Below are 26171 nucleotides of genomic sequence, written 5' to 3' on the forward strand. Positions count from 1 at the left end.
AAACTGTCCGACGGCCTCTATGATGGAGGCCATGACGACTTCTGTACCCCTGCGCTCACCCTGCCCGCCCGGCGCCTGCAATTGCGGGCGCGATCCGTTGCTGGAAACGCCCGGCGCAGATGTGCGCATCCTGCGCCTGACCCGCGAGGAAGAAAAACGCCTGCTGGCGCGTCTGGAGAGGCTCAAGGATCTTGCCGATCTGCGGCACCTGCAACAGCGTATGTTCGAGCAACTGGGGATTCGCGTCGATGTCGCGCCCGGTTTCAACGAAGTGCGCACCATGCGCGGCATCGCCATTCAAATTGATGAGTTGCCGGGACTCTGTCGCAAGACACGTGCGGCGATCCCCGCAGCGATTCGTCGCGGCCTGGAAAATCATCCGCAAATCGCCTTCGAACTGCTCAACGCCCACGACTTGCTGCGTGATACCTGATCACGGGTGCATGCCGACCCGTTTGCGCATCTGTACGGTGATGCTCTGACGGGTTTTCTTCATGTCTGCCCAGGGTTCGTCGCCGACCTCAGCCAGGCGCTCGTGAATATTGTGGATGTTCCACTGGTTGCCGCCCTTGATCTCGGCGACCTCGTCACGAAACAACGGCACCGACACCGGCAAGCCCTCACGGGTACGCGCCGCGTAGGCGCAAATGGTGGTGGCCCCCAGACCGTTGCGCAGGTAGTCGATGAAGATCCGTCCGACGCGGTTTTTCGGCCCCGACACCGCCGAAAAACGATCCGGCAACAGCTTGGCGATGTGGCTGACGATCGCGTGGCTGAAGTCCTTGACCTCGTCCCAGCCGAGCTTACGGGTCAGCGGTACGACCAAATGGATACCCTTGCCGCCACTGGTTTTCAAAAAGGCCTTGAGGCCCAGCTCATCGAGCACTGTTAGCGTCAGCGCAGTAGCTTCGACCATGCTATTCCACGGCAGCGCCGGGTCTGGGTCGAGGTCGAGGACGAAACGATCGGGCTTGTCCAGATCGACTGTGGTGGCATTCCAGGTGTGCAGTTCGACCGTGCTCATCTGCACCGCGCCGATCAACGCTTCAGCATTGTTGATCAACATCACGGGCTGACCGGTGACGTCCTTGTCCAGCGTTGTGATGCCAGGAATCGCCAGCCGCTCGGCGTTTTTCTGGAAGAACAGTTCGCCGGCGATACCATCCGGAGCACGCACCAATGCCACCGGGCGATCCTTGAGTTGCGGCAGAATCCATTCGGCGACGCTGGCGTAGTACTCGGCCAGTTGCATCTTGGTGGTGCCGCTGACGGCGTCGATCACCCGGTCCGGGTGAGTGATGCGCACCTTGCCATTGGCCAGGTCCCGTTGTGACGGCACGGTTTGCGCCTTGCTCGCAGCGGATTTTGTTGCCGGTTTTTTTGCGCCTGCTTTGCTGGTGGAAGGCTTGCTGGCGGAAGGCTTGCCGGCGGAAGCCTTGCTGTCGGAGGCCTTGCTTCTGGATGTCTTCACGGGCTTCGCTCGCTCTTCGGTGATGTCCTTGGCCGGCTTGTCATCGCGCAAGCCATGGAACACTGCGTGGCGCACCGAACCGTCCTGGGTCATTTCGGCGAACGCGACTTCGGCGAGCAATTTCGGTTTCAACCAATGCACGCCCTTGGCTTCGAAACCGCTCGGTGGATTGACCACGGCGGCTTTCTTCACCTGCAAGGGTTTGAGCTGGCCCAGGAGGGTTTTCAACGTGGTCTCGTTGAAACCGGTGCCGACCTTGCCGGCATAGCGCAGTTCACCCCTGTCGCGGTCATGCAGGCCCAGCAACAAGGCGCCGAAAGCACTGCGCGAGCCTTTCGGATCGGTGTAGCCGACGATCACGAATTCCTGCCGGTGTTTGCATTTGAGTTTGATCCAGTCGCCGCTGCGGCGGGACACATAAGGCGAGCCGAGGCGCTTGCCGATCACGCCCTCCATCTGCATCTGGCAGGCGCTGTTGAGCAGCGCCTCCGGGGTTTCATCGAACGCCTCGGAGAACCGCAGCAACGGTTGTTCATGGGCACCGAGCACTGTGGACAGGGCCGCGCGGCGCTCCTCGACCGGCACTTCGCGCAGGTCGACGCCGTTGAGATACGGCAGATCGAACAGGTAATAAAGAATGTTGCCGCTGCGTCCGCTCTCGAAAGCGTTTTGTAGCGCCTGGAAATCCGGCACGCCGTGTTCATCGGCAACGACCATTTCGCCATCGAGCCACGCCGATTCGAGACCCAGCGCGGCCAGCGCCGCAGCCTGTTGCGGCAGTTTGTGCGTCCAGTCATGGCCATTGCGTGTGAACAGTTGCACCTGGTCCCCGTCGATCCGCGCCATGATCCGGTAACCGTCGAACTTGATCTCGTAACTCCACTGGCCCTGCGGCGCACTGTCGACCAGCGTCGCCAGTTGCGGTTTTAGCGAGGCAGGCATTTTCGCCTTGTGCGCCCCGCCGAGCGTGCCGCTGGTCGGCTTGCGTGATGGGGTCTTAGTCTTTTTCGCCGTTTTGCTGGTTTCGGCCGCCAGTTTGGGTTTGCCGACAATTGTCCGCTCACTCAATACGCTGTCCGGCTCGGCGACCAGTACGTCGTAATCCTCCTGCGGGCGGGCGGCACTGTCCTGATGCTTGATCAGAAACCAGTTCTCTTTCTTGCCCGGCATGTGCGTGCGCACCAGATTCCAGATCCCGGCAAGTTTCTCGCCTTGCAGTTCGAACTTGAGCTTGCCTTTGGCGTAGGCTTTTTGCGGGTCTTCCAGCGGGATCCACACGCCACGATCCCAGACAATCACATCCCCGGCGCCGTAGTGCCCCTCGGGAATGCTGCCCTCGAAGGTGGCGTAATCAAGCGGGTGATCCTCGACATGCACCGCCAGGCGCTTGACCTTGGGGTCGAGTGACGGGCCCTTGGGCACCGCCCAGCTTTTCAGCGCACCGTCGAGTTCCAGGCGAAAGTCATAATGCAGGTGCGAGGCGTCGTGCTTCTGGATGCAGAACTGCAAGGCGTGGTTGCCGGCGGTTTTGCGTCCCGGGCGCTTGACGGCGGCAGGCTCCGAGGTCGCCGAGAAATCGCGCATGCGGTTGTAGTCTTCGAGGTTCCTGGTCATCGCACACCTGCCTTGTTTCAGCCAATTCGGGTCACGGTCAGCGCCACCACGGCAATCCGGTCAACCCGCTGATAGCCGGGGTTGAGCAACTCCTCGCCGAAGACATCGGGATCGAGTTCGCGGTAGGTCCAGCCAAAGCGCTTTTGATCCAGGCGCGGCAGCACCGTGTCGAGAAACGGATCGTGGCCATCGACCATTGCCACGCCGGTGTAGAGCAGCAGCGACCCTCCGGGTGTCAGGCGATTCAGTGATTGCTCGACGATGCGCAGCGACAGCCCGGCGCCCAGGGTACCGCCGCCATGTCGATAGGCGCGCGCCGCCGGATCGGCCATATACGGTGGATTGGCGACGATCAGGTCGAACTCGCCCTCGACCCCCTGCAACAGATCGCTGGCGCAGGCTTCGACGTTGGCCACCTCGGCCAGCGCCGCGTTGATCGTGGTCAGGCGCAGCGCGGCGGGATTGATGTCCAGCGCCAGCACTTGCGCTTCACGCCGCGCCCGGCCGATGAGGATCGCGCCGACCCCGGCGCCGCAGCCGATATCGACGGCGCGTTTGATCGGGGCAAAATTCTGCTGCAGGTGAGCGTGAATCAGTTGCGCAAACCGATAGGTGTCGGGGCCGAAAAACACCGCGTCGGCGGCGTCGGTGGGGAACGCCGAATGCACAAACAGCAAGTCATCCAGACTCGACCAGCGCACCCGGCTCTTGAAGCAACCGTCGTAAGTGTCGATGACCTGAGCGTCCTGCAGTTGCTGCAGTTCATCGGCGGACAACAGCCCAGCTTCAAATGGCCGCGACCAGCCGAACACATCGCGCAGGGAATCGACCGCCTGGCCTTCGTTGCGCTGGTTGACCCGTTGGTGGGTCAGCGGGGTGGGCGTGATAAAACGATAACCGTCGGCTTGCAAGCGGCGGCCCAGTTGCAACAGTGCAAGATCATCGGCGCACAGTGAATCTTCCTGAATCATTGGGTCGCTCCTTAAGGCAGGCGGGATTTGAGTTCGATAAAGCGGCGAGTCGCGAGCAATCCGGCCGGATGCGCATGCCGCGCCGGCGCCAGCCACGGGATGAGCAGCGCCATTTGCGCGTGATCGTCCTGGCCTTGCAGCGCTGCGTTCAATTGCTGCAGGTCGGGATCCTGCTCGGGAATGACCGCGGGTGCCGAAGTCTGGCCATGGCGCCGAGCGGGTTTCACCGCTTTCGGGGATGTCCAGCTGCCGGCAATCCAGTCGTGCAACAGTTGTTTTTCATAGGCGTTGAACACGCCGAACATCGCGGCGCCATCGCCGCAGATCAGTTGCCAGAAGCGACTGGCTTGCGGGTCTTGATTGCGCTTGATCCAGCCTTTGTCCTGCATGGCCTGGAGGAAACCGGGCAACTGCTCCGGCGTCGCCAGCCACTGATTGACGGTCTGGCCTTCAAAACGGCAATAGTCCGAATGCAGGTGCTGGCCGAACGGCCGCTTGCGCTCGAGCATCGCCAGCAACTCGCGCTCAAGATCGAAGCCTTCAATGATCGCGCGACTGCCCTGGCCCAGATCGTTGAGGCGATAGCCCAAAGAAACCCGTCGCAGAAACTCGCTGCGATCGGCTTCCAGCGGCAGCAGGTCGAGCACAGCCTGCACGGCTTTTTGCGCATGCCCGGTGCTGGCGTTATCAATGGTCACGTGCAGGGTGAAATAGTACGGATTGATGCCCAGTTCGCTGAGTTCGTAACTGCTGATCAGCAGGTGCAGCGGCAATTGTTCGTAGCCGAGATTGTAGCCAATCACCTCCGGCAGACAGTCCATGCCACCAAGCCCCAGCGCCAGTTGCAGCGCGCCTTGCAGGTAGTATTCATCGGCGATGGCGGCGCTTTCCTGCAGGTCGTGATCGGCCAACAGTTTGCGGTAAATCACCACATGATTCTGCGCCGGATTGCCCTCGCCAAGTTCTTCCAGATAGGTGCTCAACAGCCCTGCGAAACGCGGATCGTGCCACTGCGGCAAAAGGCCGGACAGCCAGGCACCATCGACCAGTTTGGTCGGTGCGACGGCTTGCAGAAAGTACAGCGCCTGAGCCTTGTTGCTGAAGTACTGCCGCGGGCCGCCTGCCTGGCGTTGTTGCAGGTAGTCGGCGTATCGCCGGGCGACCTCGGTACAGTGCGCGGTCATCCACTCATGCCAGCGCTCAGGATCACGTGGCAAGGTCTCAGCGATATCTGCGGCCTGTTGCAACTGCTCCTGCAAAAAAGCGTGAGCACGTTCCCGGGGATTTTCATCGCGCAGCAGCGCTTCATACAGCTGCCGCAAATTGCCGGCAGGATGGAGCGCTTGCGATTGTGCCGGCGCAGATGGCAGGCGAGTCAGGACAGTCATGGCTAAATTCTCGGTCGATTGGCAGGACGCTGATTCACACGCCTCTACAGCAGCAGAGAGGTGACGCCTGCGAAAAATTCAATCGACGTGAAAATTGCCCGGACGGACGGAGCCCCCGCCCCCCTGCTCTCCCCTGTGCAGGAGCTGCCGAAGGTTCGGACCGCGATCGGACGATCCTTGGCTTTCAGGCCGTGCCCTTGACCTGTTCCTCCAGATGCACCTGCAACTGCGGATCGATCTGCAAGGCCGCCGCCAGTTCATCCAGATAATTACGCTCGGCCGCTTGCTGGTCATCCACCAGCATTACGCTGGCCAGGTACATTTCGGCGGCAACCGCTGGATCACCTTGTGCCGATTGGGCAACTTCCGCCGGATCCAGCGGTTTGGCGAACTCGGCGTCGAGCCATTGCTGCAACTGCGGGTCCTCGGCGTGTTTGCCGATTTCGCAGCTGATCCGGTCTCTTTCCGCTTGATCAATGCGTCCGTCAGCCTTGGCCGCCGCGATCAAGGCGCGCAGCACTGCATGGCTGTGTTCTTCAATGTCGGGGCCAGCCAGCAAGTTAGCTGTTTGCGGGGTTTGCTGCGGTGCCGCGCTGGCCTGGCTGCGTTGCCAGGCCTGATACGCCTGGAACGCCATCATCCCCAGCGACGCCAACGCAGCGTAATTGGTAGCGCCGGAACGGCTTTGCGTACCACCACCCCCGAGCATGCCCCCGAGCCCACCGCCACCGCCAAGCAGCCCGCCGAGCAAACCACCCAATCCACCCAATCCGCCCAGCCCGCCGGGCGCCGCCGAACCGCCGCCACTGGCCGAACCGCCACCCAACAGACCACCCAGCAATCCACCCAGACCGCCACCGGCCGAAGCGTTTTCCTGTTGTCCCGCCGAGGCCTGGCCTCGCAGCAGTTGTTCGAGCAAATCGCTGGTGTTCATGACGTCATCCTCCGGCGTTGGTATTGGCCGCGTCTGGCAACGATAGACCGGTGCGGCCATTGCGCCAGCACCGTTTGGCCGACGCGCCATCCGCTGAATCATTTCGTCCCACGCATTTTTTGGCGGCCAGCTAAGATTCATGGCAGGTGAACCTTATCCCGGCCAGACCGGTCGATAGCTGCAACCCCGACCCGGTTTGCCGGCGCCCTTCTGAACGAGGGTGATAACCGGCTTGCTTCACTTTCTGGAGAACGCCCCCGTGATATCGACTCTACACATCGCCAGGCTCAAAGCATGGGGCGCCCATGGTTTTACCGCGACCGGCGTGGTCACCGCCTTCCTCGCCACCCTCGCTCTGCTGGAAAACCAGCCGACCCACTGCCTGATGTGGCTGGGCGTGGCGCTGATCGTCGACGGCCTCGACGGTGCGCTGGCACGCAAGGTCAACGTGCAATCGGTACTGCCGAGTTTCGACGGCTCGATCCTCGACCTGGTGATCGACTACCTGACGTACGTTTTCATCCCGGCCCTGTTCATCTATCGCTACATTCCGTTGCCGGACTACACCTTGCTGCTGACCGTGTCGCTGATTCTGGTGTCGTCACTGTTCTGTTTCTGCAACGTCAACATGAAGAGCAAGGACAACTATTTCGTCGGTTTCCCCGCAGCGTGGAACGTGGTGGCGCTGTGTCTGTACATCATCGGCCCGGGGCCGTGGATCACGTTCCTCACCGTGATCGGCCTGGCGCTGTTGACGGTGACACGAATGAAGTTCCTGCACCCGTTCCGCGTGCGCCGGTTCATGCCGATCAACATTGCGGTGACGGCGATCTGGCTGCTGTGCAGCCTGTCGCTGGTGCTCAACCATCCGCTGATCAACCCGCTGGTGATGGGGTTGTGGTTGCTGATGTCGGCGTACTTCCTGGGCATCTGCATCTGGCGCACGGCGCTGGAGTGGTTTGATCGGGCCCAGTTGAAATAGGCCATCCGCCGCAACACATCTCCTCTGCAGGCTCGCGCCTGCAGAGGACGTTCGCTTTTGCGTGATCAGCGTTTGGTGATCACCACCTCCAGATACTCGCTCGGCACCACCAGCGATGCCTCCCCCGCTCGATTCGAGCGGTTGAGCAAATCCGCCAGATCACTCTCCAGTGCCTGACCGCTCTCTGGCGGCAGCGCCGCGAAGGCCTTGTGCACCGGCCCGTACCAATGACGAAAGATGTCGATGAAATGCAGCGCCGAGCGATAACGGAAATTGAAGGTGCGCCGGGTCACTTGCACGACAAAATCGTGATCGTTGAAATGCGTGTGCAGCCAGGCTTCGGTGCCCCAGTTTGCCGGCGGCTGGGCTACCGGCGGCGGAGGCAGATGGCGGCTGAGGGTCTTGAACATCTGGCCGACAAAACCTTCTGGCGTCCAGTTGGCCAGACCGATCCGTCCGCCCCGACGACAGACCCGCGCCAGTTCGGCGGCGGCCTGGGCCTGATCGGGTGCGAACATCACGCCGAAGGTCGACAGCACTGCGGCAAAACTGTCGTCGGCAAACGGCAAGGCTTCGGCATCGGCCACCTGAAAGGTCACGTCCAGATGTTCGGCCCGGGCGCGATCCTGGCCGCGTTCGAGCAAGGCCGCGACATAGTCGGTCGAGGTCACCAGACAGCCGCGCCGCGCCGCCGCCAGTGTGGCGTTGCCGTTACCGGCGGCAACGTCCAGCACCTCCTCGTCGCAACGCAGGTCGCAGGCCTCGGCGAGATTTTCGCCGACGATTTGCAAGGTGGTACCGATCACGGCGTAATCGCCGCTGGCCCAAGCGACTTTCTGGCGTTCTTTCAAGGCTGTCAGATCAATCGGGGTACTCATGGCGTCGAGCTCCACGGCAGGTTGAAGCCGACATCATTCGGCGGTCGTCGGATCGATGACCGTCATCACCCGCGCCACGCTGTTGGCCGGGAAACCACCCAGCCGGGCATGCTCGCGCACTTGCGCTTCATCGGGAGCGATGTACACGCAATAGACTTTGTCGGCGGTGACGTAGCTCTGCAGCCACTGCACTTGCGGCCCGAGTTCACGTAACGCCTGGCAGGATGTTTGCGACACGGCCTTGAGTTCTTCTTCCGACAGCTTTCCGGCTCCTGGAATCTCGCGTTCAATCACGAATTTCGGCATGGCAACCTCGCGTTCTTGTTATGTGGCAGGACCGGCAGTAGCCCTGCTCAATCACTATCGCGCCGAGTCCCGCCGGCGTCCCTGCCGGTCGTCCGGCGAAGCGGAATTAACCGGGCTTTGCCGATGAGTGGCGTGAATCTGTTAAGCCGTTGTAACAGCTCCTGCCTCAGGCGGCGGGGGCTTTGGCCTCTTCCAGCAACTGGCGGATCATCTGCTCCTGCGCCTCATAGCGGCCTTCGCCGAAATGGCTGTAACGCACCTGCCCCTTGGCATCGATCAGGTAGTGCGCCGGCCAGTACTGATTATCGAAGTGACGCCAGATCGCGTAGTCATTGTCGATTGCCACCGGGTAGGTGATGCCGAGCTTGCGCACCTGTGCCTTGACGTTGTCGATGATGCGCTCATAGCCGTATTCCGGGGTGTGCACACCGATCACCACCAGGCCGTCCTTCTGGTACTTCTGCGCCCAGTCTTTGACATAAGGCAAGGTGTGCTGGCAGTTGATGCAGTCATAGGTCCAGAAATCCACCAGCACCACTTTGCCGCGCAGGGATTCGGCGCTCGGCTCCGGGGAGTTGAGCCATTGCACGGCGCCGGACAACGACGGCATCGCGCCCTTGCTGTCGTTCTGCATCGAGTCGGCGCGGACTTTGCTGACCAGGTAATCGACCACTTTCGGCACGTTTTCCAGCACGCTGTTTTCGACGCTGGCGACACCTTCGGAAGACGTCCCGGCCAGTAACGTCTTGTCTGCCCCGGTGGCAATCACCGCCGCCGCAGCCAACACGGCAACACCTGCCCCGCGACGAAACCAGCCCGTGAACGGGATCGACGGTTTCAGCCGGTTGACCAGCCCGCGCCCGGCGAAAATCAAAGTGCCCAGCGCCAACGCACTGCCTGCGCCATACGCCAGCAACAACAGGCTGGTGTGAGCGTTGGCGCCTTGCAGCATCGCCCCGGTGAGGATCACGCCAAGGATCGGGCCGGCACACGGCGCCCACAGCAGTCCGGTGGCAACACCGAGCAGGATCGAGCCCGTCGACCCGGCCGTCTTGCGGTTGTCGGCATCAAGGCGATTGCCGAGCAGGACCAACGGCCGGGTCAGCCAGTCGCCGATGCGTGCCGAGATCAGCGCCAGGGCGAACGCGATCATCACGAGCAACGCCACCTGCCGCCCGGTGTTACTGGCCTGAATCACCCATTCGCTGCTGACCACAGCCAGGCTGGAGATCAGCGCAAAAGTCAGGGCCATGCCACCGAGGGTCAGCAGGATCGACGAGCGCCGGCGGTTGGCGCCGGCGAACAGGAACGGCACCACCGGCAAAATACAAGGGCTGAGGACGGTCAGCAGACCGCCGAGGAATGCAATGAGATACATGATGATCACCCTGTGTAAATGTGCGCCCTTGTGGAGGGCTCAGGCGCTCTGGCTTTGCAGCCACTGGCCCTGCGGTGTGCGGCTTGCGCCGTTCTCGGCAAACATCTGGCCCTGCGGCGTGCGGCTGGCACCGTCGGCTGCGAGCGAGCTATCAATGCTCTGTCTGGCCATCGGCGTCAGCTGCAAGCAACTGCCGCCGTGGCAGCTATTCTGTTCAACCGACGCATCGGCATGGGCAGCGAAGCCGCTGAGGGAAAAGGCGATGGCGGTGAAAAAACGCGAGACGTTGTGCATGGTGATTCTCCAGAGAATTGGAATGACTCAGTTGTCGTTGTTGCAGCCGTCGGCGAACTTGCGGTAATCCAGCACCTGCGTGGCGCCGGTCGAGTCGAGATACGTCATGCGCGCATCGACGATGCCGCAGGTCACCGAGTCGTCCTGGGTCATTGAGATCACCTGGCGGATGTCCAGAGGCGTGCCGTAGGTGTAGGTTCGCGGGGTAACATCGGCTTCGGCACGGGCTGCAAAGGTGCAGATGTTGAGGGCGGCAAACAGGCCGGCGGCCATCGCGGTTTTACTGATCATGGGAGTTTCCTCAAGGCGTCAATGGGTTTGAGCCGAGGCCATCTGTGTGTGCCTCGATGGAGCCTATTTGAGGCTCGCGAGGTATCGCGGATGTGTCGGAAAACCGCGCGGATAAATCGTTACGTATCTCTGCCGGTCGGGGATACACAACGATACAAAACCCGGGGAGGCGGCCGTTTTTGCCTCGCCGTGTATCCGTGCTCACGCTGGATACACTGCAATACAAAGGCCTGCAGGCGGGTCGTCGATGACGCTATAAACTGCACGGCATTCCCCTTTGCTGGAGGTTTGAACCGATGGACCATGTCGATCACATTCTCATCGTCGACGACGACCGCGAGATCCGCGAACTGGTGGGCAACTACCTGAAAAAAAACGGTCTGCGCACCACCGTGGTCGCCGATGGCCGGCAGATGCGCAGCTTTCTCGAAACGAACACGGTCGACCTGATCGTGCTCGACATCATGATGCCCGGCGACGATGGCCTGCAGTTGTGCCGCGAACTGCGGGTGGGCAAACACAAGGCCACGCCGGTGCTGATGCTGACCGCGCGCAATGATGAAACCGACCGCATCATCGGCCTGGAAATGGGCGCGGACGATTACCTGACCAAACCCTTCGCCGCCCGTGAGCTGCTCGCGCGGATCAACGCCGTGCTGCGGCGCACACGGATGCTGCCGCCCAACCTGGTGGTGACCGAGGCCGGCCGCCTGCTGGCCTTCGGGCGCTGGCAACTGGACACGTCGGCGCGGCACCTGCTGGACAAGGACGGCACCATGGTCGCCCTCAGCGGCGCTGAATACCGCTTGCTGCGGGTATTTCTCGATCACCCGCAACGGGTACTCAGCCGAGATCAACTGCTCAACCTGACCCAGGGCCGTGACGCCGACCTGTTCGACCGTTCCATCGACTTGCTGGTCAGCCGTTTGCGTCAGCGGCTGCTGGATGACGCGCGCGAACCGGCGTACATCAAGACCGTGCGCAGCGAAGGTTATGTATTCTCGCTGCCGGTCGAAATCCTCGGGGCGCCGGCATGAGCCTCAACCTGCATTGGCCGCGCACGCTGACTTCGCGAGTGTGGCTGATTTTTCTGATCGGCATGATCCTGGCCCAGGCGTTGTCATTCGGCGCGCAGTATTACGAGCGCTACCAGATGGCCAGGAACACCATGCTCGGCAATCTGCAGACCGACGTGTCAACCTCGATTGCGATCCTCGACCGCTTGCCCGCCGAGGAACGCCCGGCGTGGCTGTCGCGTCTGGCCCGGACCAATTACGCCTATCTGCTCAATGCAGGTGAAGCGGGCGTGCCGATCAAGGCCGGCGACGTGCCGATTGCCGTCACCTCGATCACCGACGCCATCGGCGAACACTATCCATTGACCTTCACCGACATTCCCGGGCCGAAAAAACACTTTCAGGGGCATCTGCGTCTGAGCGATGGCAGCTCGGTAACCATAGATGTGCGGCCGTCGATGGTGCCGCTGTCGCCGTGGCTGCCGGCGGTGTTGCTCGGCCAACTGGCGCTGATGATCGCCTGCACCTGGCTGGCAGTGCGGATTGCAATCAGCCCCCTCACCCGCCTCGCCAACGCCGTGGAAACCCTCGACCCCAATGCCCATCCGATCAACCTCGACGAGCAAGGCCCTACCGAAGTGGTCTACGCGGCCCGCGCCTTCAACACGATGCAAGCCCGTATCGCCGCCTACCTGAGAGAGCGCATGCAATTGCTTGCCGCCATTTCCCACGACCTGCAAACGCCGATCACCCGGATGAAGCTGCGCGCCGAGTTCATGGACGACTCGGCGGAAAAGGACAAGCTGTGGAACGACCTTGGCGAGATGGAACACCTGGTGCGCGAAGGCGTGGCGTATGCGCGCAGCATCCATGGCTCAACTGAAGAAAGCCGCCGCACCAACATGGATTCGTTTCTCGAAAGCCTGGTGTTCGACTATCAGGACATGGGCAAGGACGTGCAACTGATCGGTAAGAGTGAAGTGGTCATCGACACCCGCCCACATGCGTTGCGCCGGGTATTGGTGAACCTGACCGACAACGCCCTGAAGTTCGCCGGCGCGGCTGAGGTATGGGTCGAAGCGAACAACGGCAGCCTGAGGCTGACCGTCATGGATCGCGGCCCGGGCATTGCCGAGGCCGAACTGCAGCAGGTAATGGAACCGTTCTACCGCGTGGAAAACTCGCGCAACCGAGAAACCGGCGGCACCGGGCTGGGGCTGGCGATCGCGCAACAACTGGCGATGGCACTGGGTGGCTCGCTGAGCCTGAGCAACCGCGAGGGCGGCGGGCTGTGCGCGGAACTGAAGCTGCCGCTCTGACCTGTGGGAGCGGGCAAGCCCGCTCCCACAAGGCTTACGGAGTCTCTGGAATCACGATGCCGGCCCCAACTACGCGGTCTTCGTGCAACTGCTGCAACAATGCCAAACCACTGTCCATGAATGACGCATTGCCCAACTCGCCGGCCTCTTGCGCCAGACCGTGCAACTGCTCGCGCCCGGTCAACACAGGGTACTCACCGATCCGCTGCAACAACCGCCAGGCCAAGGGGCTCAACTCAGCAAACCTGACGCTGAAATCCGCAGTGCGGCGTACCAGCAACAGGGTCGGTTGGGCCGGGGCTACGGCGGGTTGAAGGTCCGGCGACAGCCGTTGCACCGGCCACACATACGCCAACGGCCAGGCCAGCGCCGATACCCGTAGTGGACGTTCCAGCAGCAAGCCTTGGTCTGTTGGTGGTAACGGCTCGGCGTCTGATTGCTGCAGTACCATCTCTACCCATTCGTAGTGCGCCAGCTCCAGCAGAAAGGGTGGCCACTCACCTTCACTCGTGACCTCGGGCTCGGCCGCGAGAAACCCGACAAACGCCTCGGCGATCTCAGCAAACTTCGGCGTTTGCGCGCGGCACTCGCGCAGAAAGCCGCGCACCAGTGCCCGCCAGCGGGTTTCGCCAATGATCCGGATCAGCACCGGAAACGTCGGGCTCAGCAGCGCCGAGACGTTGTTGAACACCAGATTCCGGTACACCGTGACCCGCGCCGGGTTCATGTTGGCCGGCAACGGCTGATGGTCGGGGTCACGTAAGTACGCGGTGAGCGCCTGCTGTTGCTGCATCAGGTTATCCATGACGAATCTCCCGATCCTGCAAGTGGCGAATAGTCTGCAACTCGGCCACCAGTTCGGAAAACACCGGGAAATTGAAATCCCGCTCAAGCAACGTTGGCTGGACACCGAACCGAGCATAGGCGTCGGCCAGCAACGCCCAGACCACCGGTTTCACCGAGGCACCATGGGTGTCGATTTTCAACGTGTCCGACTCATCGAAATGCCCGGCCACGTGCATGCCGACCACCCTGCCCGGCTCGACCCCGGCGAGAAACCGGTGTGGGTCGAAGCCGTGGTTGATCGAATTGACGTAGACGTTATTCACGTCCAGCAGCAGGTCGCAATCGGCCTCGCGCAGCACCGCGTTGGTGAACGTCACCTCGTCCATGTCCTGACGTGGCGCGGCATAGTAGGAGACATTTTCCACCGCCAGACGCCGCCCCAGAATGTCCTGAGACTGGCGGATCCGCGCGGCGACGTGATGCACCGCCTCTTCGGTGAATGGCAACGGCAGCAGATCGTAGAGATGACCGTCGTCGCTGCAGTAGCTCAGGTGTTCGCTGTACAACGGCACGTGGTGGTGGTCAAGAAACGCCCGGACTTCTTCGAGAAAACCGACGTCGAGCGGCGCCGATCCGCCAAGCGACAACGATAAGCCGTGGCAAGCCAATGGATAACGCTCGGCCAGTTCGTGCAACGCCGCGCCGTGGACACCGCCAACGCCGATCCAGTTTTCCGGGGCGACTTCGAGAAAGTCGAAAACACCGCTATGGGCAGCTTGCAGGTCTTTCAGCAAGCCTCGTCGCAGGCCGAGTCCGACTCGGGCAAGTGCAGATGGATGAACAATATGCATGGGGCTGTCCCTCTGTTGGCGCATCAGCGTGATGGCGATCAAAAGGTCAACCTAAACAGTGTATGTATCGCGGTTGTTTCGACGACGAAGTCGAATGCACAGGTTATGTATATGTGATCGCGCTGTATTCATTGAGATACAGATCATCGGTTTATCGAAGGCAATCCCGCGTCAAAATTAACAAAACAGAATAAAAATTTATTTTTTATACCTGTCAACTTTGACAGTTATGCGTAGCAGGCACCGCCACTACACTGGCGCCTCATTCTTTCGTAACTCCCTCGAGAAAGGAATCCAGAGCATGAATAGCAAAATGTCCATCACGCAAGGAACAGTAGCCGCCACGGGCACGCTTACCGCCAAAAGCGCCGAAGAGGCGGATTTCCAGGCCAATAGCGGACTTTCAATTGAAAAACTGCCAACCCATTGGGAAATAAGCGCCACTCATATCAGCGGCAACAGCTATCGCTACATGACTTTTGTTATCCCTCTGAACCTCGGAGGCAATGGCGTCCCCATGAATTATTCGCTTGTTTCTGGCAGCGATAAAAATCTGGCGCACGCTCATTACTTTTCCCGAGACATCTTAGTGGTATCGACCGAAGGATTATTGTCCATTCAATACTTCGAATCCGAGCAGCGAATGGTCGGTACGTTTAACTTCAAGGGCAATTTTGGAGGCAAGGAATATATCCTGAGCGAGGGCAAGTTCGATCTGCAGGACATTACCCGCACTTCGACGGCAGAACAGCTTCAGCAACACGAGTTTTCCGCTGAACTTGAAGGAGGTATTTATCATGAGTTCAAGTCCGACGAGGTTGAAATCTCTTTTCAGGAAAACACGCAAACATTTGCAGTGGTCGCCAATCAGAGAGTCTGGGAATTAGACCCGCCAAAACCGCACCGCGTAACGCTGTTCATTGCAGCAGGGCTAAAGAAAGGTAAGTACACGTTTGAAACAGGTGATCCAAACATTCGAGCGGCCTATCTGGACTTGCTGGGGAGCGCCTACCTGGCGGTCGAAGGGACACTGGAGCTTAAGGAAGATCCATCCGTGGAGCGAATCGAAGCCACGCTGGAGTTCACCGGAAAAACGCTCTCGCTTCCTGAAAGAGTGGCCAAGCTATCCAATGGCGTGTTGAGCCAGACGCCTGCATCCAAGAAGCGTACAAAAGCCTGAAAAACGATCGCTTCATGGCATTGGAGGGCTAGACTTGTTGCATAGCCCGCAAGAGTAAAATCTGGGCGATGAATCCAGCAGTGGTTCATCGCTCAAACCCAAGACGACCACTGCCCGATGGCGCACGCCTCGACCCTCGATCCTTGACGCCGCCGGACTGTGATCCTGTTTCAGGAGCACACGTGATGGACGAGGCCCGACTCAACGAATTCATGGGAAAACTGATCAACGACATGGGCGGCGCGGCGATGCTGGCTAATGTCATCGTCGGCGAAGAACTCGGGTTGTACCGGGCGATGGCCGACAGTCAGCCGATCAGCCCCGAAGCACTCGCTGCGAAAACCACCTGTAACCCGCGTCTGGTCCGCGAATGGCTCAGCGCCCATGCCGCTTCAGGCTACATGGAGCATCACGACGGGCAGTTCCGCCTGCCGGAAGAGCATGCCCTGGCGTTGGCCCTGGAAGACTCACCGGTGTACGTCGCCGGCGGTCTGGGCGTGGTGGCGTCGTTTTTCCATGACAAGGATAAACTGGTGAAAGCCATGCGCGGCAACGGCGCCTTGCCCTGGGGCGATCACCATCCGTGCATGTTCACCGGCACCGAACGGTTCTTTCGTCCCGGTTACAAGGGGCATTTGATCGCCGAATGGCTGCCGGCACTGGACGGTGTGGTGGCCAGGCTTGAGGCAGGCGCCAAGGTCGCCGACGTCGGCTGCGGCCACGGCGCCTCGACAGTGATCATGGCTCAGGCGTTTCCCAACTCGCGCTTCGTCGGTTTCGACAACCACACGCCCTCGATCACCGTGGCTACCCAGCGCGCCGAAGAGGGCGGTGTCAGCAGCCGGGCGAAGTTCTTCCAGGGCACGGCAAAAAATTACCCCGGCGACGACTATGACCTGATCTGCTATTTCGACTGTCTGCATGACATGGGCGACCCGGTCGGCGCCGCACGCCATGCCTATGACTCGCTGAAGGACGACGGCACGGTGCTGCTGGTCGAACCGTTCGCCAACGATACGCTGGATGACAACATCAACCCGGTCGGCCGACTGTTCTACGCGGCGTCGACCTTTATCTGCACACCGAATTCCCTGTCGCAAGAGGTCGGCCTCGGGCTCGGCGCACAAGCCGGGGAAATGCGCCTGCGCAAAGTGTTTGCCGAAGCCGGCTTCAAGCAGTTCCGGCGGGCCACGCAGACACCGTTCAATCTGATTCTGGAGGCGCGCAAATAGCCCGGAGACAAGCTATTGACCGTGTGGGAGAAATCTGTGGTGTGGGCGCTTGCTTGCGCTCGGCGGCGAAGCCGTCGGCGGTTTTGGGGCCACTGCGCGCCCCAGCGGGAGCAAGCCCCCGCGCCATGGAAAACCGCTCCCCCCAGCCAGACTCCCTCGCTATGGAAGGTCAGTGCTAACCTGCAAGGCATTCATCTGCCCGGAGTGCTGACCATGCTCGACAGCCCGATCCGCGACCACCTCGACACCTTGCAACAGGCGATGGCCGACGGCGACTTTCTGGTGCTGACCGGCGCCGGCATCAGCACGCCGTCGGGGATTCCGGATTACCGCGACAGCGACGGCGTGCGCCGGGGGCGCCAGCCGATGATGTATCAGGAATTCCTCGCCGCCCCGGAATCACGCCGGCGCTATTGGGCGCGGGCCATGCTCGGCTGGCCACGGGTGCGGCAGGCGCGGCCGAATGCAGCGCACGAGGCGCTGGCCCGATTGCAGACGCATAGGCGGATCGGCGGATTGATCACGCAGAACGTCGACACCCTGCACGATCAGGCCGGCAGTCAGGACGTGATCGAACTGCACGGCAGCCTGCACCGGGTGCTGTGCCTGGATTGTGGCCAGCGCAGTGAGCGCGATGCCATTCAGCGCTTGATGGAGATGCACAACCCGTATCTGGCCGGCGTCGATGCCGTGCAGGCGCCGGACGGCGATACCCTGCTCGACCCCGAATTCGAAGCCCGGTTTCAGGTGCCGCACTGTCCACATTGCGCGGGCGAGCGGATGAAGCCGGATGTGGTGTTTTTTGGCGAGAACGTCGCGCAGCAAACCGCCGCGCGGGCGCTGACGGCGGCGGAATGCGCGGCCGGGATGTTGGTGGTGGGCTCGTCGTTGATGGCCTATTCGGCCTTTCGCCTGTGTCGGGTGATTGCCGATCGGGGCAAGCCGCTGATTGCGATCAACCTGGGCAAGACTCGCGCAGATGACCTGCTGTCATTGAAAATCCAAGCCTCATGCGAACAACTCCTGCCCCTGCTGACACAACGCCTGCTCACCTGACACACAAAATCCCGCGGCTTCAGTGCTCAGCCTTGAGGATATCGAACAGCGCCTGTGCCGCCGCCGACAGTTCATTTCCGGGTTCGGTCAACACGCCGATCGCCCGCTCCACCGAGTCATCCAGGGTCAGGCAACGGGCGCCCAGTTCCTGCATCTGCTCGGCACACAATGCCGGTACGGCACTGACACCAAGGCCACTGGCGACCATGCGCCCGACCGTCGCCAACTGATGGCTTTCGAACTCCACCGGCAATTTCAGGCCGCGCGCCTGCAAGTGTTCTTCGAGCATCACTCGTACTGTCGATGGCCGCTGCAAGGTGATGAACGGCTGCTGCAGCAAGGTTTGCCAGTCGATAGCGGTGCGCGCCGCCAATGGCGAATCCTGCGCCACCACGGCCACGAAGCGATCCCTGTACAACGGCGTGAAGGTCATCGAGGTGCTTTGCATCGGCTCGAACGCCACGCCCAGCTCCACTTGCCGATCGCGGACCATCTCCAGCACCTGCTCGTTGATCACGTCGTTGACCGTCACGTTGACGTTCGGATAGCGCGCACGAAACGTCTTGAGGATCGGCGGCAGCAGGTTGCCGGCGAACGACGGCATCGCCGCCAGCGTCACCCGTCCGCGTTGCAAGCTGAAGCGCTGACGCATTTCGTCTTCGGCGTTGTCCCAGTCGGCAATCAGCCGCCGGGCCAGCGGCAACAGGGATTCACCTTCCGCCGTCAGCGCCACGTTGCGCGTATTGCGGCTGAACAGGCGCCCGCCGAGGCCCTCCTCCAGCGCCTTGATGGTCAGGCTCAACGCCGATTGCGACAGGTGCAGGCGCTCGCAGGCCACCGCAAAACTCAGGCTCTGGGCCACGGCGAGAAAGGCACGGATCTGCTTGATGGTCATGTCGCTTCGCTCCAGTTGTAAGCTCCAGGCGTCAAGCTGCAAGCTATAACGCGACGAATTATTGAGTTTTATCTATCAATCAACCTTAAAAATCAACTTAACAAATATATCCGTCAGCGAGACACTCCAGTCATTCGGCTAGCCAGCCGCCCGCAAATAATAAAAGAGGTGCATATGGCAGGTTTCGACAAGCGCGTGAGTTCCTACGAGGAAGCCCTCGCCGGGCTGGAAGATGGCATGACCGTCATCGCCGGCGGCTTCGGTCTGTGCGGCATTCCGGAAAACCTGATCGCCGAGATCAAGCGCAAAGGCACCCGCGACCTGACTGTGGTTTCCAACAACTGCGGCGTCGACGGGTTCGGCCTCGGCGTGCTGTTGACCGATCGCCAGATCAGCAAAGTCATCGCCTCCTACGTCGGCGAAAACAAGCTGTTCGAAGAGCAACTGCTCAAGGGCGAGATCGAAGTCATCCTGACCCCGCAAGGCACCCTCGCCGAGAAAATGCGCGCCGGCGGCGCCGGCATTCCGGCCTTCTTCACCGCCACCGGCGTCGGCACCCCAGTGGCCGAAGGCAAGGAAGTGCGTGAATTCAAAGGTCGCAAGTACCTGATGGAAGAGTCCATCACCGGCGACTTCGCCATCGTCAAAGGCTGGAAAGCCGACCATTTCGGCAACGTCATCTACCGCCACACCGCGCAGAACTTCAACCCGCTGGCGGCCACCGCCGGCAAGATCACCGTGGTTGAAGTCGAAGAAATCGTTGAACCCGGCGAGCTGGATCCGTCGCAGATCCACACCCCCGGCATCTACGTCGACCGGGTCATTTGCGGCACGTTCGAAAAACGCATCGAACAGCGCACCATCCGCAAATAACTGCAGCCCAGACGGAGAACAACAACATGGCACTTTCCCGCGAACAAATGGCTCAGCGCGTCGCCCGCGAAATGCAGGACGGCTATTACGTGAACCTTGGCATCGGCATTCCGACCCTGGTCGCCAACTACATTCCCGAAGGCATGGAAGTCATGCTGCAATCGGAAAACGGTCTGCTCGGCATGGGGCCTTTTCCAACCGAAGAAACCATTGATGCCGACATGATCAACGCCGGCAAACAGACCGTGACCGCACGTATCGGGGCGTCGATTTTCAACTCCGCCGAATCCTTCGCGATGATCCGCGGCGGGCATGTCGACCTGACCGTGCTGGGGGCGTTCGAAGTCGACGTCGAAGGCAACATCGCCTCGTGGATGATTCCCGGCAAGCTGGTCAAGGGCATGGGCGGCGCCATGGATCTGGTGGCCGGGGCCGACAACATCATCGTGATCATGACCCACGCGTCCAAGGACGGTGAATCCAAACTGCTGTCCAAATGCAGCCTGCCGCTGACCGGTGCCGGTTGCATCAAGCGCGTGCTGACCGACCTGGCTTATCTGGAAATCGAAAATGGCGCTTTTGTCCTCAAGGAACGCGCACCTGGCGTCAGCGTCGAGGAAATCGTCGCCAAAACCGCTGGTAAACTGATCGTCCCGGATCACGTACCGGAAATGCAGTTCGCTGCCCAGTGAGGAATTCGAAAATGCAAGACGTCGTAATTGTTGCCGCCACGCGCACCGCGATCGGCACTTTCCAGGGCTCCCTGGCCAGCGTGTCCGCGGTGGATCTGGGCGCGGCGGTGATCCGCCAGTTGCTCGAACAAACCGGTCTGGACGGTGCCCAGGTCGATGAAGTGATCATGGGCCAGGTGCTGACTGCCGGCGCCGGCCAGAACCCGGCGCGTCAGGCCGCGATCAAGGCCGGCCTGCCCCACGCCGTACCGGCCATGACCCTGAACAAGGTCTGTGGTTCGGGCCTGAAGGCCCTGCACCTGGGCGCGCAAGCGATCCGTTGCGGTGACGCCGAAGTGATCATCGCCGGCGGTCAGGAGAACATGAGCCTGTCCAACTACGTACTGCCGGGCGCACGCACCGGTCTGCGCATGGGCCATGCGCAAATGGTCGACACCATGATCAGCGATGGTCTGTGGGATGCGTTCAACGATTACCACATGGGCATCACCGCGGAAAACCTGGTCGATAAATACCAGATCAGCCGCGAGCAACAGGACGCTTTCGCCGCAGCCTCGCAGCAAAAAGCCGCTGCCGCCATCGAGGCCGGCCGCTTTGTCGATGAAATCACCCCGATCCTGATTCCGCAGCGCAAAGGCGATCCTGTCGCGTTCAAGGTTGACGAACAACCACGCGGCGACACCACCGCCGAATCGCTGGCGAAACTGCGCCCGGCCTTCAAAAAGGACGGCAGCGTGACGGCCGGCAACGCCTCGTCGCTGAACGACGGCGCCGCTGCGGTGATCCTGATGAGCGCCGAGAAAGCCAAGGCCCTGGGCCTGCCGGTGCTGGCGAAAATTGCCGCCTATGCCAACGCAGGCGTTGATCCGGCGATCATGGGCATCGGCCCGGTCTCGGCCACCCGCCGCTGCCTCGACAAGGCGGGCTGGAACATCGGCCAGCTCGACCTGATCGAAGCCAACGAAGCCTTCGCTGCGCAATCGCTGGCGGTGGCCAAGGATCTGCAATGGGATCTGGACAAGGTCAACGTCAACGGCGGCGCCATCGCCCTCGGTCACCCGATCGGTGCCTCGGGCTGCCGGGTGCTGGTAACCCTGCTGCACGAGATGATCAAGCGTGATGCGAAAAAGGGTCTGGCGACCTTGTGCATCGGCGGTGGTCAGGGCGTGGCGCTGGCGCTGGAACGCGCTTAAACATCGAGTTCAACGGCGGGCGGTGGATCCACGACATCCGCTGCTCGCTGGCAACAAAAACCCGGTGCGACTGGCGTTGCACCGGGTCTTTTTTTGCCTGGATTTTATGTAGGTCTTGATGGCCCCATCGCTGGCAAGCCAGCTCCCACGGTGATTGAGGGTGGATTCAAATTCTTTGCTCACCCCCAAACCCTGTGGGAGCTGGCTTGCCAGCGATGGGGCCATTTCAGTCACCACAAAAACATCTGTTCACACCGCCATCTGCAGAATCAACCACGCGTTCGCCCCACTGATCACCGCAAACAAGCCCCACGCCAGTATCCGGGTCGGCAGGCGATTCACAAACGGCCCCATCAGCTGTCGGTCGTTGGTCATGCGAATCAGCGGATACAGCGCAAACGGCAGTTGCAGGCTCAATACCACCTGACTCAACACCAGCAACTTGCCCACCGCGTTGTCCCCCATCAGCCACACGCCGATGAACGCCGGAATCAGCGCCAGCCCGCGGGTGATCAAACGGCGCTGCCAGCACGGAATTCGCAGGTTCAGGTAGCCTTCCATGATCACCTGCCCGGCGATGGTGCCGGTGAAGGTCGAACTCTGCCCCGAAGCGAGCAGTGCGACACCGAACAGCACGCTGGCCAACGCCCCGCCCACCAGTGGATCGAGCAAGTGATAGGCGTCCTGAATATCCACCACATCGGTATGTCCGGACTGGTGAAATGCCGCTGCCGCGAGAATCAGGATCGCCGCGTTGACCAGCAGCGCCAGCGCCAGCGAGCCGATGGTGTCGATGCGTGCCAGCTTCACCGCGTCCTGCTTGCTCGCCAGGTCTTGGCCGATCATGCGTGTCTGTACGATCGAGGTGTGCAGGTAGAGGTTATGCGGCATCACCGTCGCGCCGAGAATGCCGATGGCCAGGTACAACGGTGCGGCATCGCTGATCGCCGCCAGTGACGGTTTGAAGCCTTGAAAGACGTCCGGCCAGTAAGGTTTGATCAGCACCAGTTCGACGAAAAAACACACGCCGATGGTGGCCACCAGCACCAGCATGATCGCTTCCAGGCGGCGAAAGCCCCGGTTTTGCAGGGCCAGCACCAGCAGCGTGTCGAACGCGGTCAGGGCAATGCCGAAGGTCAGCGAACAGCCCAGCAGCAAGTGAAACGCCAAGGCGCAGCCAAGCACTTCGGCAAGATCGGTGGCGATGATCGAGATCTCCGCCAGCACCCATTGCAAGCGCGCGGTCGGCGTGCTGTAGCGCTCACGAGAAAGTTGCGCCAGATCGCGGCCGGTGGCGATGCCGAGCCGCGAACACAGGCATTGCACGACCATGCCCGCCAGGCTCGCCAGCAACACCACAAACAACAGGCTATAGCCAAAGCGCGAACCGGCCTCGATGGCGGTTGCCCAGTTGCCCGGGTCCATGTAGCCGATCGACACCAGCAAACCGGGACCGGCGAAACGCAGCACGCGTTTGAAGAACGCGGCATTGGGATCCACCGCCACACTGCCGGCCACTTCCGGCGGGCAAAACGGCGCGGTGGCGATTTTGGGCAAACTGAATTTCACGCACACATCCAGAAACAAGTCGGAAAGACGCAGCTTAGACGTTTCAGCCGAAGCCTTGAAGGGCTGCGATCTTTTGCTCTTAACGACTCACACCGAGTAACTGTTGACGCAACTCGGGGCTGCGGGTCCGCGGATCCAGCCAGATATCGAAAAACGCCCGGGCAAACTGCGGATCATCAATCTCATGCTGCAACTGTTGCCCGACAAAAAACCGTGCGCCCTGTCCCGGCAGGTACACCCCGGTAATTCGTGTGCCGGCCTGCACATCGACGAACGACTGCTGCATCTGAATCTGCCAGCCGGCCAGTTGCGCGGGACTGACGCTGCTGCCTGCCAGACGTTTGATTTCATCGACGCTGGCCTTGACCAGGTCATCGCGGGAGATGGTGCGGCGATAGATCAGCTCCAGCGCGAAGGGCTGGCCGTCCGCCAGCGGCCGTGCGGCGCTCCACAAACGCGCGTTGTACACGTCGAAGCCCCACACGCTGAAATCGCCGGTGCCGATGATCTGCGCGCCGGGCACTGCGTCCTGCCAGTTGGCCCAGGTGGGCGTCAGCAATAACGCCCATAAACCGATGCCACAAAATCCACGCAGCACCTTGGGTGTTCTGTTCATTGCAATATCGACTCCGGCAAGCCCTGATAGACAGAGCATAGCCGGGGATCGTGCCTCGTACCCTGTATACATATTTTGCGTACATATTCAGCAATCAATTGTCGACAATGCTAACGTAACGCCACTCACCCGGACGGAGACACCTGCGTGCTGATCCTCAAACTGCTGCTGATTCCCGGTTTTCTGCTGCTGATTTCTCTCGCAGGCAAACGCTGGGGGCCGAGCGTGGCCGGGTGGCTGTCGGGGTTGCCGGTGGTGGTCGGGCCGATCCTGTTTTTCCTCGCGATCGAACAAGGCCCGGCGTTTGCCGCGCAGTCAGCGGTGGCCGCGTTGTCGGCGATGTTTGCGATGATTGCGTTCTGCATCACCTACGCTCAGGTCGCGCAACGGGCGAACTGGCCTTCGGCGCTGATGACTTCATTGGCGGTGTGGACCGTGATCGCGTGGGGGTTATCGCTGATTCCGGCGTCGCTGCCGTTCTCCGTGGCCGCCGCGGCGGTCGCATTGCTGTCCTCGCCCTACCTGTTTCCCAAGGTGCAACCGGTACTCAATGGCCCGGCGCCGAAGTCGGACAAATTGATCTGGCGGATGATCGCCGGTGCGGCGTTGACCTTGCTGGTGACGATGCTCGCCAGCACGGTCGGCGAACGCTGGAGCGGCCTGCTCGCGGTGTTCCCGGTGCTCGGCAGCGTGATGGCCGTGTTTTCCCAGCAGACCCGCGGGCCGGCATTCACCGCCGCATTGTTGCGGGCGACGGCAACCGGCATGTATTCGTTTTCGGCGTTTTGCCTGGTGTCGGCGCTGACCTTGCCGAGCCTGGGCCTGAGTGGGTTTGCCGTGGGTGTCGCGGTGGCGGTAGCGATGCTCGGCGTGACCCGCAAGCTACTGGCTAAACCGGCCCCGCCCAGACAAGCGCACACTCAAGCCTGAATCCGTCCCCTGTGGCGAGGGCGCGGGTGTTCAGACGGGCCGGGCTGGAGTGATAAGGCGCTGCGTGGGATGATCGCCCGCCTAGCGCGACCATCCACCGGAGATTCGAATGTCATTGCTCAGCAAGAAAGCCGTCGTCCTGTTGCTGGCGGCCGTCGCCGGCCTCGGCGCCATCAACGCTCAGGCAGCCAAGGCCAAGGAAAAAGCCGCCACCGAGAAAGTCTCGATGCTCGGCGGCAAGTTCACCTTCGTGTTGCCCAAGGGCTTCGTCGCCGATCCGCTGCCGGCCAGTCCGAGCGGGGCCGTCGGCACGATGTACACCAACGAAGCCACAAAAACCGTGGTCATCACCGCGGAAAACCGCATTCCCGAAGGCGTTAACGTCAAGGACAACGACGGTGAGTTCCTCGACGCCAGCGTGTCACGGTTCATTGAAGACCAAAGCAAGGCGCTGCCGGACTTCAACAAGCTCAGTGAAAAGAGCCTGACCCGCAAAGGCACCGGCCTTGGTGTGCGGCAGGTCGACAGCACGGCCACGCAGGGCGGCGGGCAGACGCTCAACACCACGTTGCTGGCCGGCTCCGGCACCAAAATGGCCCTGGTGCAGGTGATCTCCCGTGCCAGTGACAAGAAAGGTCACGACGCCCTGGTCACCACCCTCCTCAAGGATTGAGCTGCTGCAACCAGCCATTCAGATCCCGCAGTTCGGCCGCACTGATGCTGTGGCCGACGCCGGGATAGGCGTGAAATTGCGGTGTGTAGTCGAGCTTCTGCAGCAGCGCATTGGCCTCGGTGCCATCGCGATACGGCACACGATCATCGGCGGTGCCGTGGCCAATGAAGATGTTCAGGGCCAGAGGGGGTTGCCCGGCCTTCAGTTCGCCCTTCAACACCGGCAATAAACGACCGCTCAACGCCGCAATACCACCGACCGCCAGCGGCGACCGCAACCCCACTTCGTAAGTCATCATCGCGCCCTGGCTGAAGCCGATCAGGTACACCTTGTCCGGGCTGGCGTGATATTTCTTCGCGGCCTGGGCGATAAAGTCGCGCAGTTTCCGGCCGCTGACCTTCAGATCATCGGTCTCGCCGTTGTAGGCCCCTTCGCCCTTCTTGCGAAACCACTGGTAGCGACCTTCACCCAGCGCCATCGGCGCCTGCACCGACAGGTAGTTGTATTGCGCCGGCAACTGGAACTTCATGCCGATCAGGTCGGCTTCGTTACTGCCGTAACCGTGCAGGAAAATCACCAGCGGCCGCGACTCGGCGTCAGGGTGAACCTGTTCGAGGTACTTGAGCGGCAGATCGGATTGCAGCGTGACTTGAGCCTGGACGGCGGAAGACGCCAGCAGGGTCAACAGGGCAAATACTTTCAACATAAAGCCTTCCTCACAACGTGTCGGTTCGGGGGGAGCCTGACACCCTGCGGTCAGTATTCAGATTTGGCGATGTTGCT

General features: G+C 61.3%; 27 protein-coding genes. 12 read left to right on the forward strand and 15 right to left on the reverse strand.

The genetic code is table 11. The features are described from left to right. Window positions 1-31: 31 nt before the first annotated feature. Window positions 32-433: a hypothetical protein gene (locus K5Y35_RS24475; protein WP_185015820.1), complete on the forward strand. Its 402-nt coding sequence runs from the start codon at window positions 32-34 to the stop codon at window positions 431-433. On the opposite strand, the gene ligD is transcribed toward K5Y35_RS24475, so the two are convergent. The 4 genes from ligD to K5Y35_RS24495 form a co-directional block, all read right to left on the reverse strand. Then, the gene (gene ligD / locus K5Y35_RS24480; RefSeq protein ID WP_222833188.1) at window positions 434-3085 is read right to left on the reverse strand and encodes a DNA ligase D; all 2652 of its coding nucleotides are present in this window, start codon (window positions 3083-3085) and stop codon (window positions 434-436) included. A gap of 17 nt (window positions 3086-3102) precedes the next feature. Further along, a complete protein-coding gene (locus K5Y35_RS24485; protein ID WP_222833189.1) occupies window positions 3103-4056 on the reverse strand; it encodes a methyltransferase in 954 nt (317 codons plus the stop codon). Between the two features lie 11 nt (window positions 4057-4067). After that, complete coding sequence (locus K5Y35_RS24490; protein WP_222833190.1) at window positions 4068-5444, reverse strand: iron-containing redox enzyme family protein; 1377 nt, start codon at window positions 5442-5444, stop codon at window positions 4068-4070. Window positions 5445-5628: 184 nt separating this feature from the next. Further along, a complete protein-coding gene (locus tag K5Y35_RS24495; RefSeq protein ID WP_222834495.1) occupies window positions 5629-6378 on the reverse strand; it encodes a tellurite resistance TerB family protein in 750 nt (249 codons plus the stop codon). Between the two features lie 259 nt (window positions 6379-6637). On the opposite strand from K5Y35_RS24495, the gene pcsA reads away from it, so the two are divergent. After that, the gene (pcsA, locus tag K5Y35_RS24500; RefSeq protein WP_123467635.1) at window positions 6638-7360 is read left to right on the forward strand and encodes a phosphatidylcholine synthase; all 723 of its coding nucleotides are present in this window, start codon (window positions 6638-6640) and stop codon (window positions 7358-7360) included. A 65-nt stretch (window positions 7361-7425) separates the two neighbouring features. Here the strand turns inward: pcsA and K5Y35_RS24505 are convergent, their stop codons facing one another. The 5 genes from K5Y35_RS24505 to K5Y35_RS24525 all read right to left on the reverse strand — a co-directional run bounded on the left by K5Y35_RS24505 (window position 7426) and on the right by K5Y35_RS24525 (window position 10507). Beyond that, window positions 7426-8238, reverse strand: coding sequence for a class I SAM-dependent methyltransferase (locus K5Y35_RS24505; protein WP_123467633.1), 813 nt, complete (start codon window positions 8236-8238; stop codon window positions 7426-7428). Between the two features lie 33 nt (window positions 8239-8271). Further along, window positions 8272-8544: a DUF4242 domain-containing protein gene (locus K5Y35_RS24510; RefSeq protein WP_123467631.1), complete on the reverse strand. Its 273-nt coding sequence runs from the start codon at window positions 8542-8544 to the stop codon at window positions 8272-8274. A 166-nt stretch (window positions 8545-8710) separates the two neighbouring features. Next, window positions 8711-9922: a cytochrome c biogenesis protein DipZ gene (locus K5Y35_RS24515; RefSeq protein ID WP_222833191.1), complete on the reverse strand. Its 1212-nt coding sequence runs from the start codon at window positions 9920-9922 to the stop codon at window positions 8711-8713. A gap of 39 nt (window positions 9923-9961) precedes the next feature. Next, on the reverse strand, window positions 9962-10216 hold the full coding sequence (locus K5Y35_RS24520; protein ID WP_222833192.1) for a hypothetical protein: 255 nt from the start codon (window positions 10214-10216) through the stop codon (window positions 9962-9964). 27 nt (window positions 10217-10243) lie between these two features. Beyond that, window positions 10244-10507 (reverse strand): DUF2790 domain-containing protein, encoded by a 264-nt coding sequence (locus tag K5Y35_RS24525; protein ID WP_123467625.1) that lies wholly within the window; start codon window positions 10505-10507, stop codon window positions 10244-10246. A 296-nt stretch (window positions 10508-10803) separates the two neighbouring features. Here K5Y35_RS24525 and K5Y35_RS24530 point away from each other — a divergent pair, with 296 nt between their 5' ends. Beyond that, window positions 10804-11544 (forward strand): response regulator, encoded by a 741-nt coding sequence (locus K5Y35_RS24530; RefSeq protein ID WP_123467623.1) that lies wholly within the window; start codon window positions 10804-10806, stop codon window positions 11542-11544. After that, window positions 11541-12842 (forward strand): sensor histidine kinase, encoded by a 1302-nt coding sequence (locus tag K5Y35_RS24535; protein WP_222833193.1) that lies wholly within the window; start codon window positions 11541-11543, stop codon window positions 12840-12842. The genes K5Y35_RS24530 and K5Y35_RS24535 overlap by 4 nt, the downstream gene beginning before the upstream one ends. A 34-nt stretch (window positions 12843-12876) precedes the next feature. Here K5Y35_RS24535 and K5Y35_RS24540 read toward each other — a convergent pair whose 3' ends face one another. Next, window positions 12877-13647 carry a DUF2063 domain-containing protein gene (locus K5Y35_RS24540; RefSeq protein ID WP_222833194.1) on the reverse strand — a complete coding sequence of 257 codons (771 nt, stop codon included), beginning with the start codon at window positions 13645-13647 and terminating at the stop codon, window positions 12877-12879. Next, window positions 13640-14479, reverse strand: a complete 840-nt coding sequence (locus tag K5Y35_RS24545) for a DUF692 domain-containing protein (RefSeq protein WP_222833195.1) — start codon at window positions 14477-14479, stop codon at window positions 13640-13642. The genes K5Y35_RS24540 and K5Y35_RS24545 overlap by 8 nt, the downstream gene beginning before the upstream one ends. Before the next feature lie 301 nt (window positions 14480-14780). Here K5Y35_RS24545 and K5Y35_RS24550 point away from each other — a divergent pair, with 301 nt between their 5' ends. The 3 genes from K5Y35_RS24550 to K5Y35_RS24560 all read left to right on the forward strand — a co-directional run bounded on the left by K5Y35_RS24550 (window position 14781) and on the right by K5Y35_RS24560 (window position 17947). Next, a complete protein-coding gene (locus K5Y35_RS24550; RefSeq protein ID WP_222833196.1) occupies window positions 14781-15659 on the forward strand; it encodes a hypothetical protein in 879 nt (292 codons plus the stop codon). Window positions 15660-15844: 185 nt separating this feature from the next. Continuing rightward, the gene (locus K5Y35_RS24555) at window positions 15845-16891 is read left to right on the forward strand and encodes a class I SAM-dependent methyltransferase (protein ID WP_123467613.1); all 1047 of its coding nucleotides are present in this window, start codon (window positions 15845-15847) and stop codon (window positions 16889-16891) included. 213 nt (window positions 16892-17104) lie between these two features. Further along, a complete protein-coding gene (locus K5Y35_RS24560; RefSeq protein WP_222833197.1) occupies window positions 17105-17947 on the forward strand; it encodes an NAD-dependent protein deacetylase in 843 nt (280 codons plus the stop codon). A 19-nt stretch (window positions 17948-17966) separates the two neighbouring features. On the opposite strand, the gene K5Y35_RS24565 is transcribed toward K5Y35_RS24560, so the two are convergent. Next, a complete protein-coding gene (locus tag K5Y35_RS24565; protein ID WP_123467609.1) occupies window positions 17967-18842 on the reverse strand; it encodes a LysR family transcriptional regulator in 876 nt (291 codons plus the stop codon). A 174-nt stretch (window positions 18843-19016) separates the two neighbouring features. Here K5Y35_RS24565 and K5Y35_RS24570 point away from each other — a divergent pair, with 174 nt between their 5' ends. The 3 genes from K5Y35_RS24570 to K5Y35_RS24580 are packed head-to-tail and all read left to right on the forward strand — an operon-like array spanning window position 19017 to window position 21600. Further along, entirely contained in the window at window positions 19017-19715 is a 699-nt protein-coding gene (locus tag K5Y35_RS24570) for a CoA transferase subunit A (protein ID WP_103306907.1), read from the forward strand. Between the two features lie 26 nt (window positions 19716-19741). Continuing rightward, window positions 19742-20407, forward strand: coding sequence for a CoA transferase subunit B (locus K5Y35_RS24575; RefSeq protein ID WP_025111273.1), 666 nt, complete (start codon window positions 19742-19744; stop codon window positions 20405-20407). An 11-nt stretch (window positions 20408-20418) separates the two neighbouring features. Beyond that, the gene (locus tag K5Y35_RS24580; RefSeq protein ID WP_222833198.1) at window positions 20419-21600 is read left to right on the forward strand and encodes an acetyl-CoA C-acetyltransferase; all 1182 of its coding nucleotides are present in this window, start codon (window positions 20419-20421) and stop codon (window positions 21598-21600) included. Window positions 21601-21849: 249 nt separating this feature from the next. Here the strand turns inward: K5Y35_RS24580 and K5Y35_RS24585 are convergent, their stop codons facing one another. Together K5Y35_RS24585 and K5Y35_RS24590 are read right to left on the reverse strand one after the other, a co-directional pair. After that, complete coding sequence (locus K5Y35_RS24585) at window positions 21850-23106, reverse strand: Nramp family divalent metal transporter (protein WP_410055935.1); 1257 nt, start codon at window positions 23104-23106, stop codon at window positions 21850-21852. Window positions 23107-23248: 142 nt separating this feature from the next. Then, complete coding sequence (locus K5Y35_RS24590; protein WP_222833199.1) at window positions 23249-23785, reverse strand: chalcone isomerase family protein; 537 nt, start codon at window positions 23783-23785, stop codon at window positions 23249-23251. A gap of 147 nt (window positions 23786-23932) precedes the next feature. On the opposite strand from K5Y35_RS24590, the gene K5Y35_RS24595 reads away from it, so the two are divergent. Together K5Y35_RS24595 and K5Y35_RS24600 are read left to right on the forward strand one after the other, a co-directional pair. Next, window positions 23933-24715 (forward strand): hypothetical protein, encoded by a 783-nt coding sequence (locus K5Y35_RS24595; RefSeq protein WP_222833200.1) that lies wholly within the window; start codon window positions 23933-23935, stop codon window positions 24713-24715. 109 nt (window positions 24716-24824) lie between these two features. Next, window positions 24825-25388: a hypothetical protein gene (locus tag K5Y35_RS24600; RefSeq protein ID WP_186747375.1), complete on the forward strand. Its 564-nt coding sequence runs from the start codon at window positions 24825-24827 to the stop codon at window positions 25386-25388. Here the strand turns inward: K5Y35_RS24600 and K5Y35_RS24605 are convergent. Further along, the gene (locus K5Y35_RS24605; RefSeq protein WP_222833201.1) at window positions 25378-26094 is read right to left on the reverse strand and encodes an alpha/beta hydrolase; all 717 of its coding nucleotides are present in this window, start codon (window positions 26092-26094) and stop codon (window positions 25378-25380) included. The genes K5Y35_RS24600 and K5Y35_RS24605 overlap by 11 nt on opposite strands. Between the last annotated feature and the right edge of the window lie 77 nt (window positions 26095-26171).

Source organism: Pseudomonas sp. SC3(2021) (assembly GCF_019856535.1).
Taxonomy (GTDB): Bacteria; Pseudomonadota; Gammaproteobacteria; order Pseudomonadales; family Pseudomonadaceae; genus Aquipseudomonas; species Aquipseudomonas monsensis.

Bases quoted from the DNA above. Each gene is read 5' to 3' on its own strand.
- K5Y35_RS24475 (WP_185015820.1), top strand. From the start codon at position 32: ATGACGACTTCTGTACCCCTGCGCTCACCCTGCCCGCCCGGCGCCTGC.
- ligD (WP_222833188.1), bottom strand. From the start codon at position 3,085: ATGACCAGGAACCTCGAAGACTACAACCGCATGCGCGATTTCTCGGCG.
- K5Y35_RS24485 (WP_222833189.1), bottom strand. From the start codon at position 4,056: ATGATTCAGGAAGATTCACTGTGCGCCGATGATCTTGCACTGTTGCAA.
- K5Y35_RS24490 (WP_222833190.1), bottom strand. From the start codon at position 5,444: ATGACTGTCCTGACTCGCCTGCCATCTGCGCCGGCACAATCGCAAGCG.
- K5Y35_RS24495 (WP_222834495.1), bottom strand. From the start codon at position 6,378: ATGAACACCAGCGATTTGCTCGAACAACTGCTGCGAGGCCAGGCCTCG.
- K5Y35_RS24505 (WP_123467633.1), bottom strand. From the start codon at position 8,238: ATGAGTACCCCGATTGATCTGACAGCCTTGAAAGAACGCCAGAAAGTC.
- K5Y35_RS24510 (WP_123467631.1), bottom strand. From the start codon at position 8,544: ATGCCGAAATTCGTGATTGAACGCGAGATTCCAGGAGCCGGAAAGCTG.
- K5Y35_RS24515 (WP_222833191.1), bottom strand. From the start codon at position 9,922: ATGTATCTCATTGCATTCCTCGGCGGTCTGCTGACCGTCCTCAGCCCT.
- K5Y35_RS24520 (WP_222833192.1), bottom strand. From the start codon at position 10,216: ATGCACAACGTCTCGCGTTTTTTCACCGCCATCGCCTTTTCCCTCAGC.
- K5Y35_RS24525 (WP_123467625.1), bottom strand. From the start codon at position 10,507: ATGATCAGTAAAACCGCGATGGCCGCCGGCCTGTTTGCCGCCCTCAAC.
- K5Y35_RS24530 (WP_123467623.1), top strand. From the start codon at position 10,804: ATGGACCATGTCGATCACATTCTCATCGTCGACGACGACCGCGAGATC.
- K5Y35_RS24535 (WP_222833193.1), top strand. From the start codon at position 11,541: ATGAGCCTCAACCTGCATTGGCCGCGCACGCTGACTTCGCGAGTGTGG.
- K5Y35_RS24540 (WP_222833194.1), bottom strand. From the start codon at position 13,647: ATGGATAACCTGATGCAGCAACAGCAGGCGCTCACCGCGTACTTACGT.
- K5Y35_RS24545 (WP_222833195.1), bottom strand. From the start codon at position 14,479: ATGCATATTGTTCATCCATCTGCACTTGCCCGAGTCGGACTCGGCCTG.
- K5Y35_RS24550 (WP_222833196.1), top strand. From the start codon at position 14,781: ATGAATAGCAAAATGTCCATCACGCAAGGAACAGTAGCCGCCACGGGC.
- K5Y35_RS24555 (WP_123467613.1), top strand. From the start codon at position 15,845: ATGGACGAGGCCCGACTCAACGAATTCATGGGAAAACTGATCAACGAC.
- K5Y35_RS24560 (WP_222833197.1), top strand. From the start codon at position 17,105: ATGCTCGACAGCCCGATCCGCGACCACCTCGACACCTTGCAACAGGCG.
- K5Y35_RS24565 (WP_123467609.1), bottom strand. From the start codon at position 18,842: ATGACCATCAAGCAGATCCGTGCCTTTCTCGCCGTGGCCCAGAGCCTG.
- K5Y35_RS24570 (WP_103306907.1), top strand. From the start codon at position 19,017: ATGGCAGGTTTCGACAAGCGCGTGAGTTCCTACGAGGAAGCCCTCGCC.
- K5Y35_RS24575 (WP_025111273.1), top strand. From the start codon at position 19,742: ATGGCACTTTCCCGCGAACAAATGGCTCAGCGCGTCGCCCGCGAAATG.
- K5Y35_RS24580 (WP_222833198.1), top strand. From the start codon at position 20,419: ATGCAAGACGTCGTAATTGTTGCCGCCACGCGCACCGCGATCGGCACT.
- K5Y35_RS24590 (WP_222833199.1), bottom strand. From the start codon at position 23,785: ATGAACAGAACACCCAAGGTGCTGCGTGGATTTTGTGGCATCGGTTTA.
- K5Y35_RS24600 (WP_186747375.1), top strand. From the start codon at position 24,825: ATGTCATTGCTCAGCAAGAAAGCCGTCGTCCTGTTGCTGGCGGCCGTC.
- K5Y35_RS24605 (WP_222833201.1), bottom strand. From the start codon at position 26,094: ATGTTGAAAGTATTTGCCCTGTTGACCCTGCTGGCGTCTTCCGCCGTC.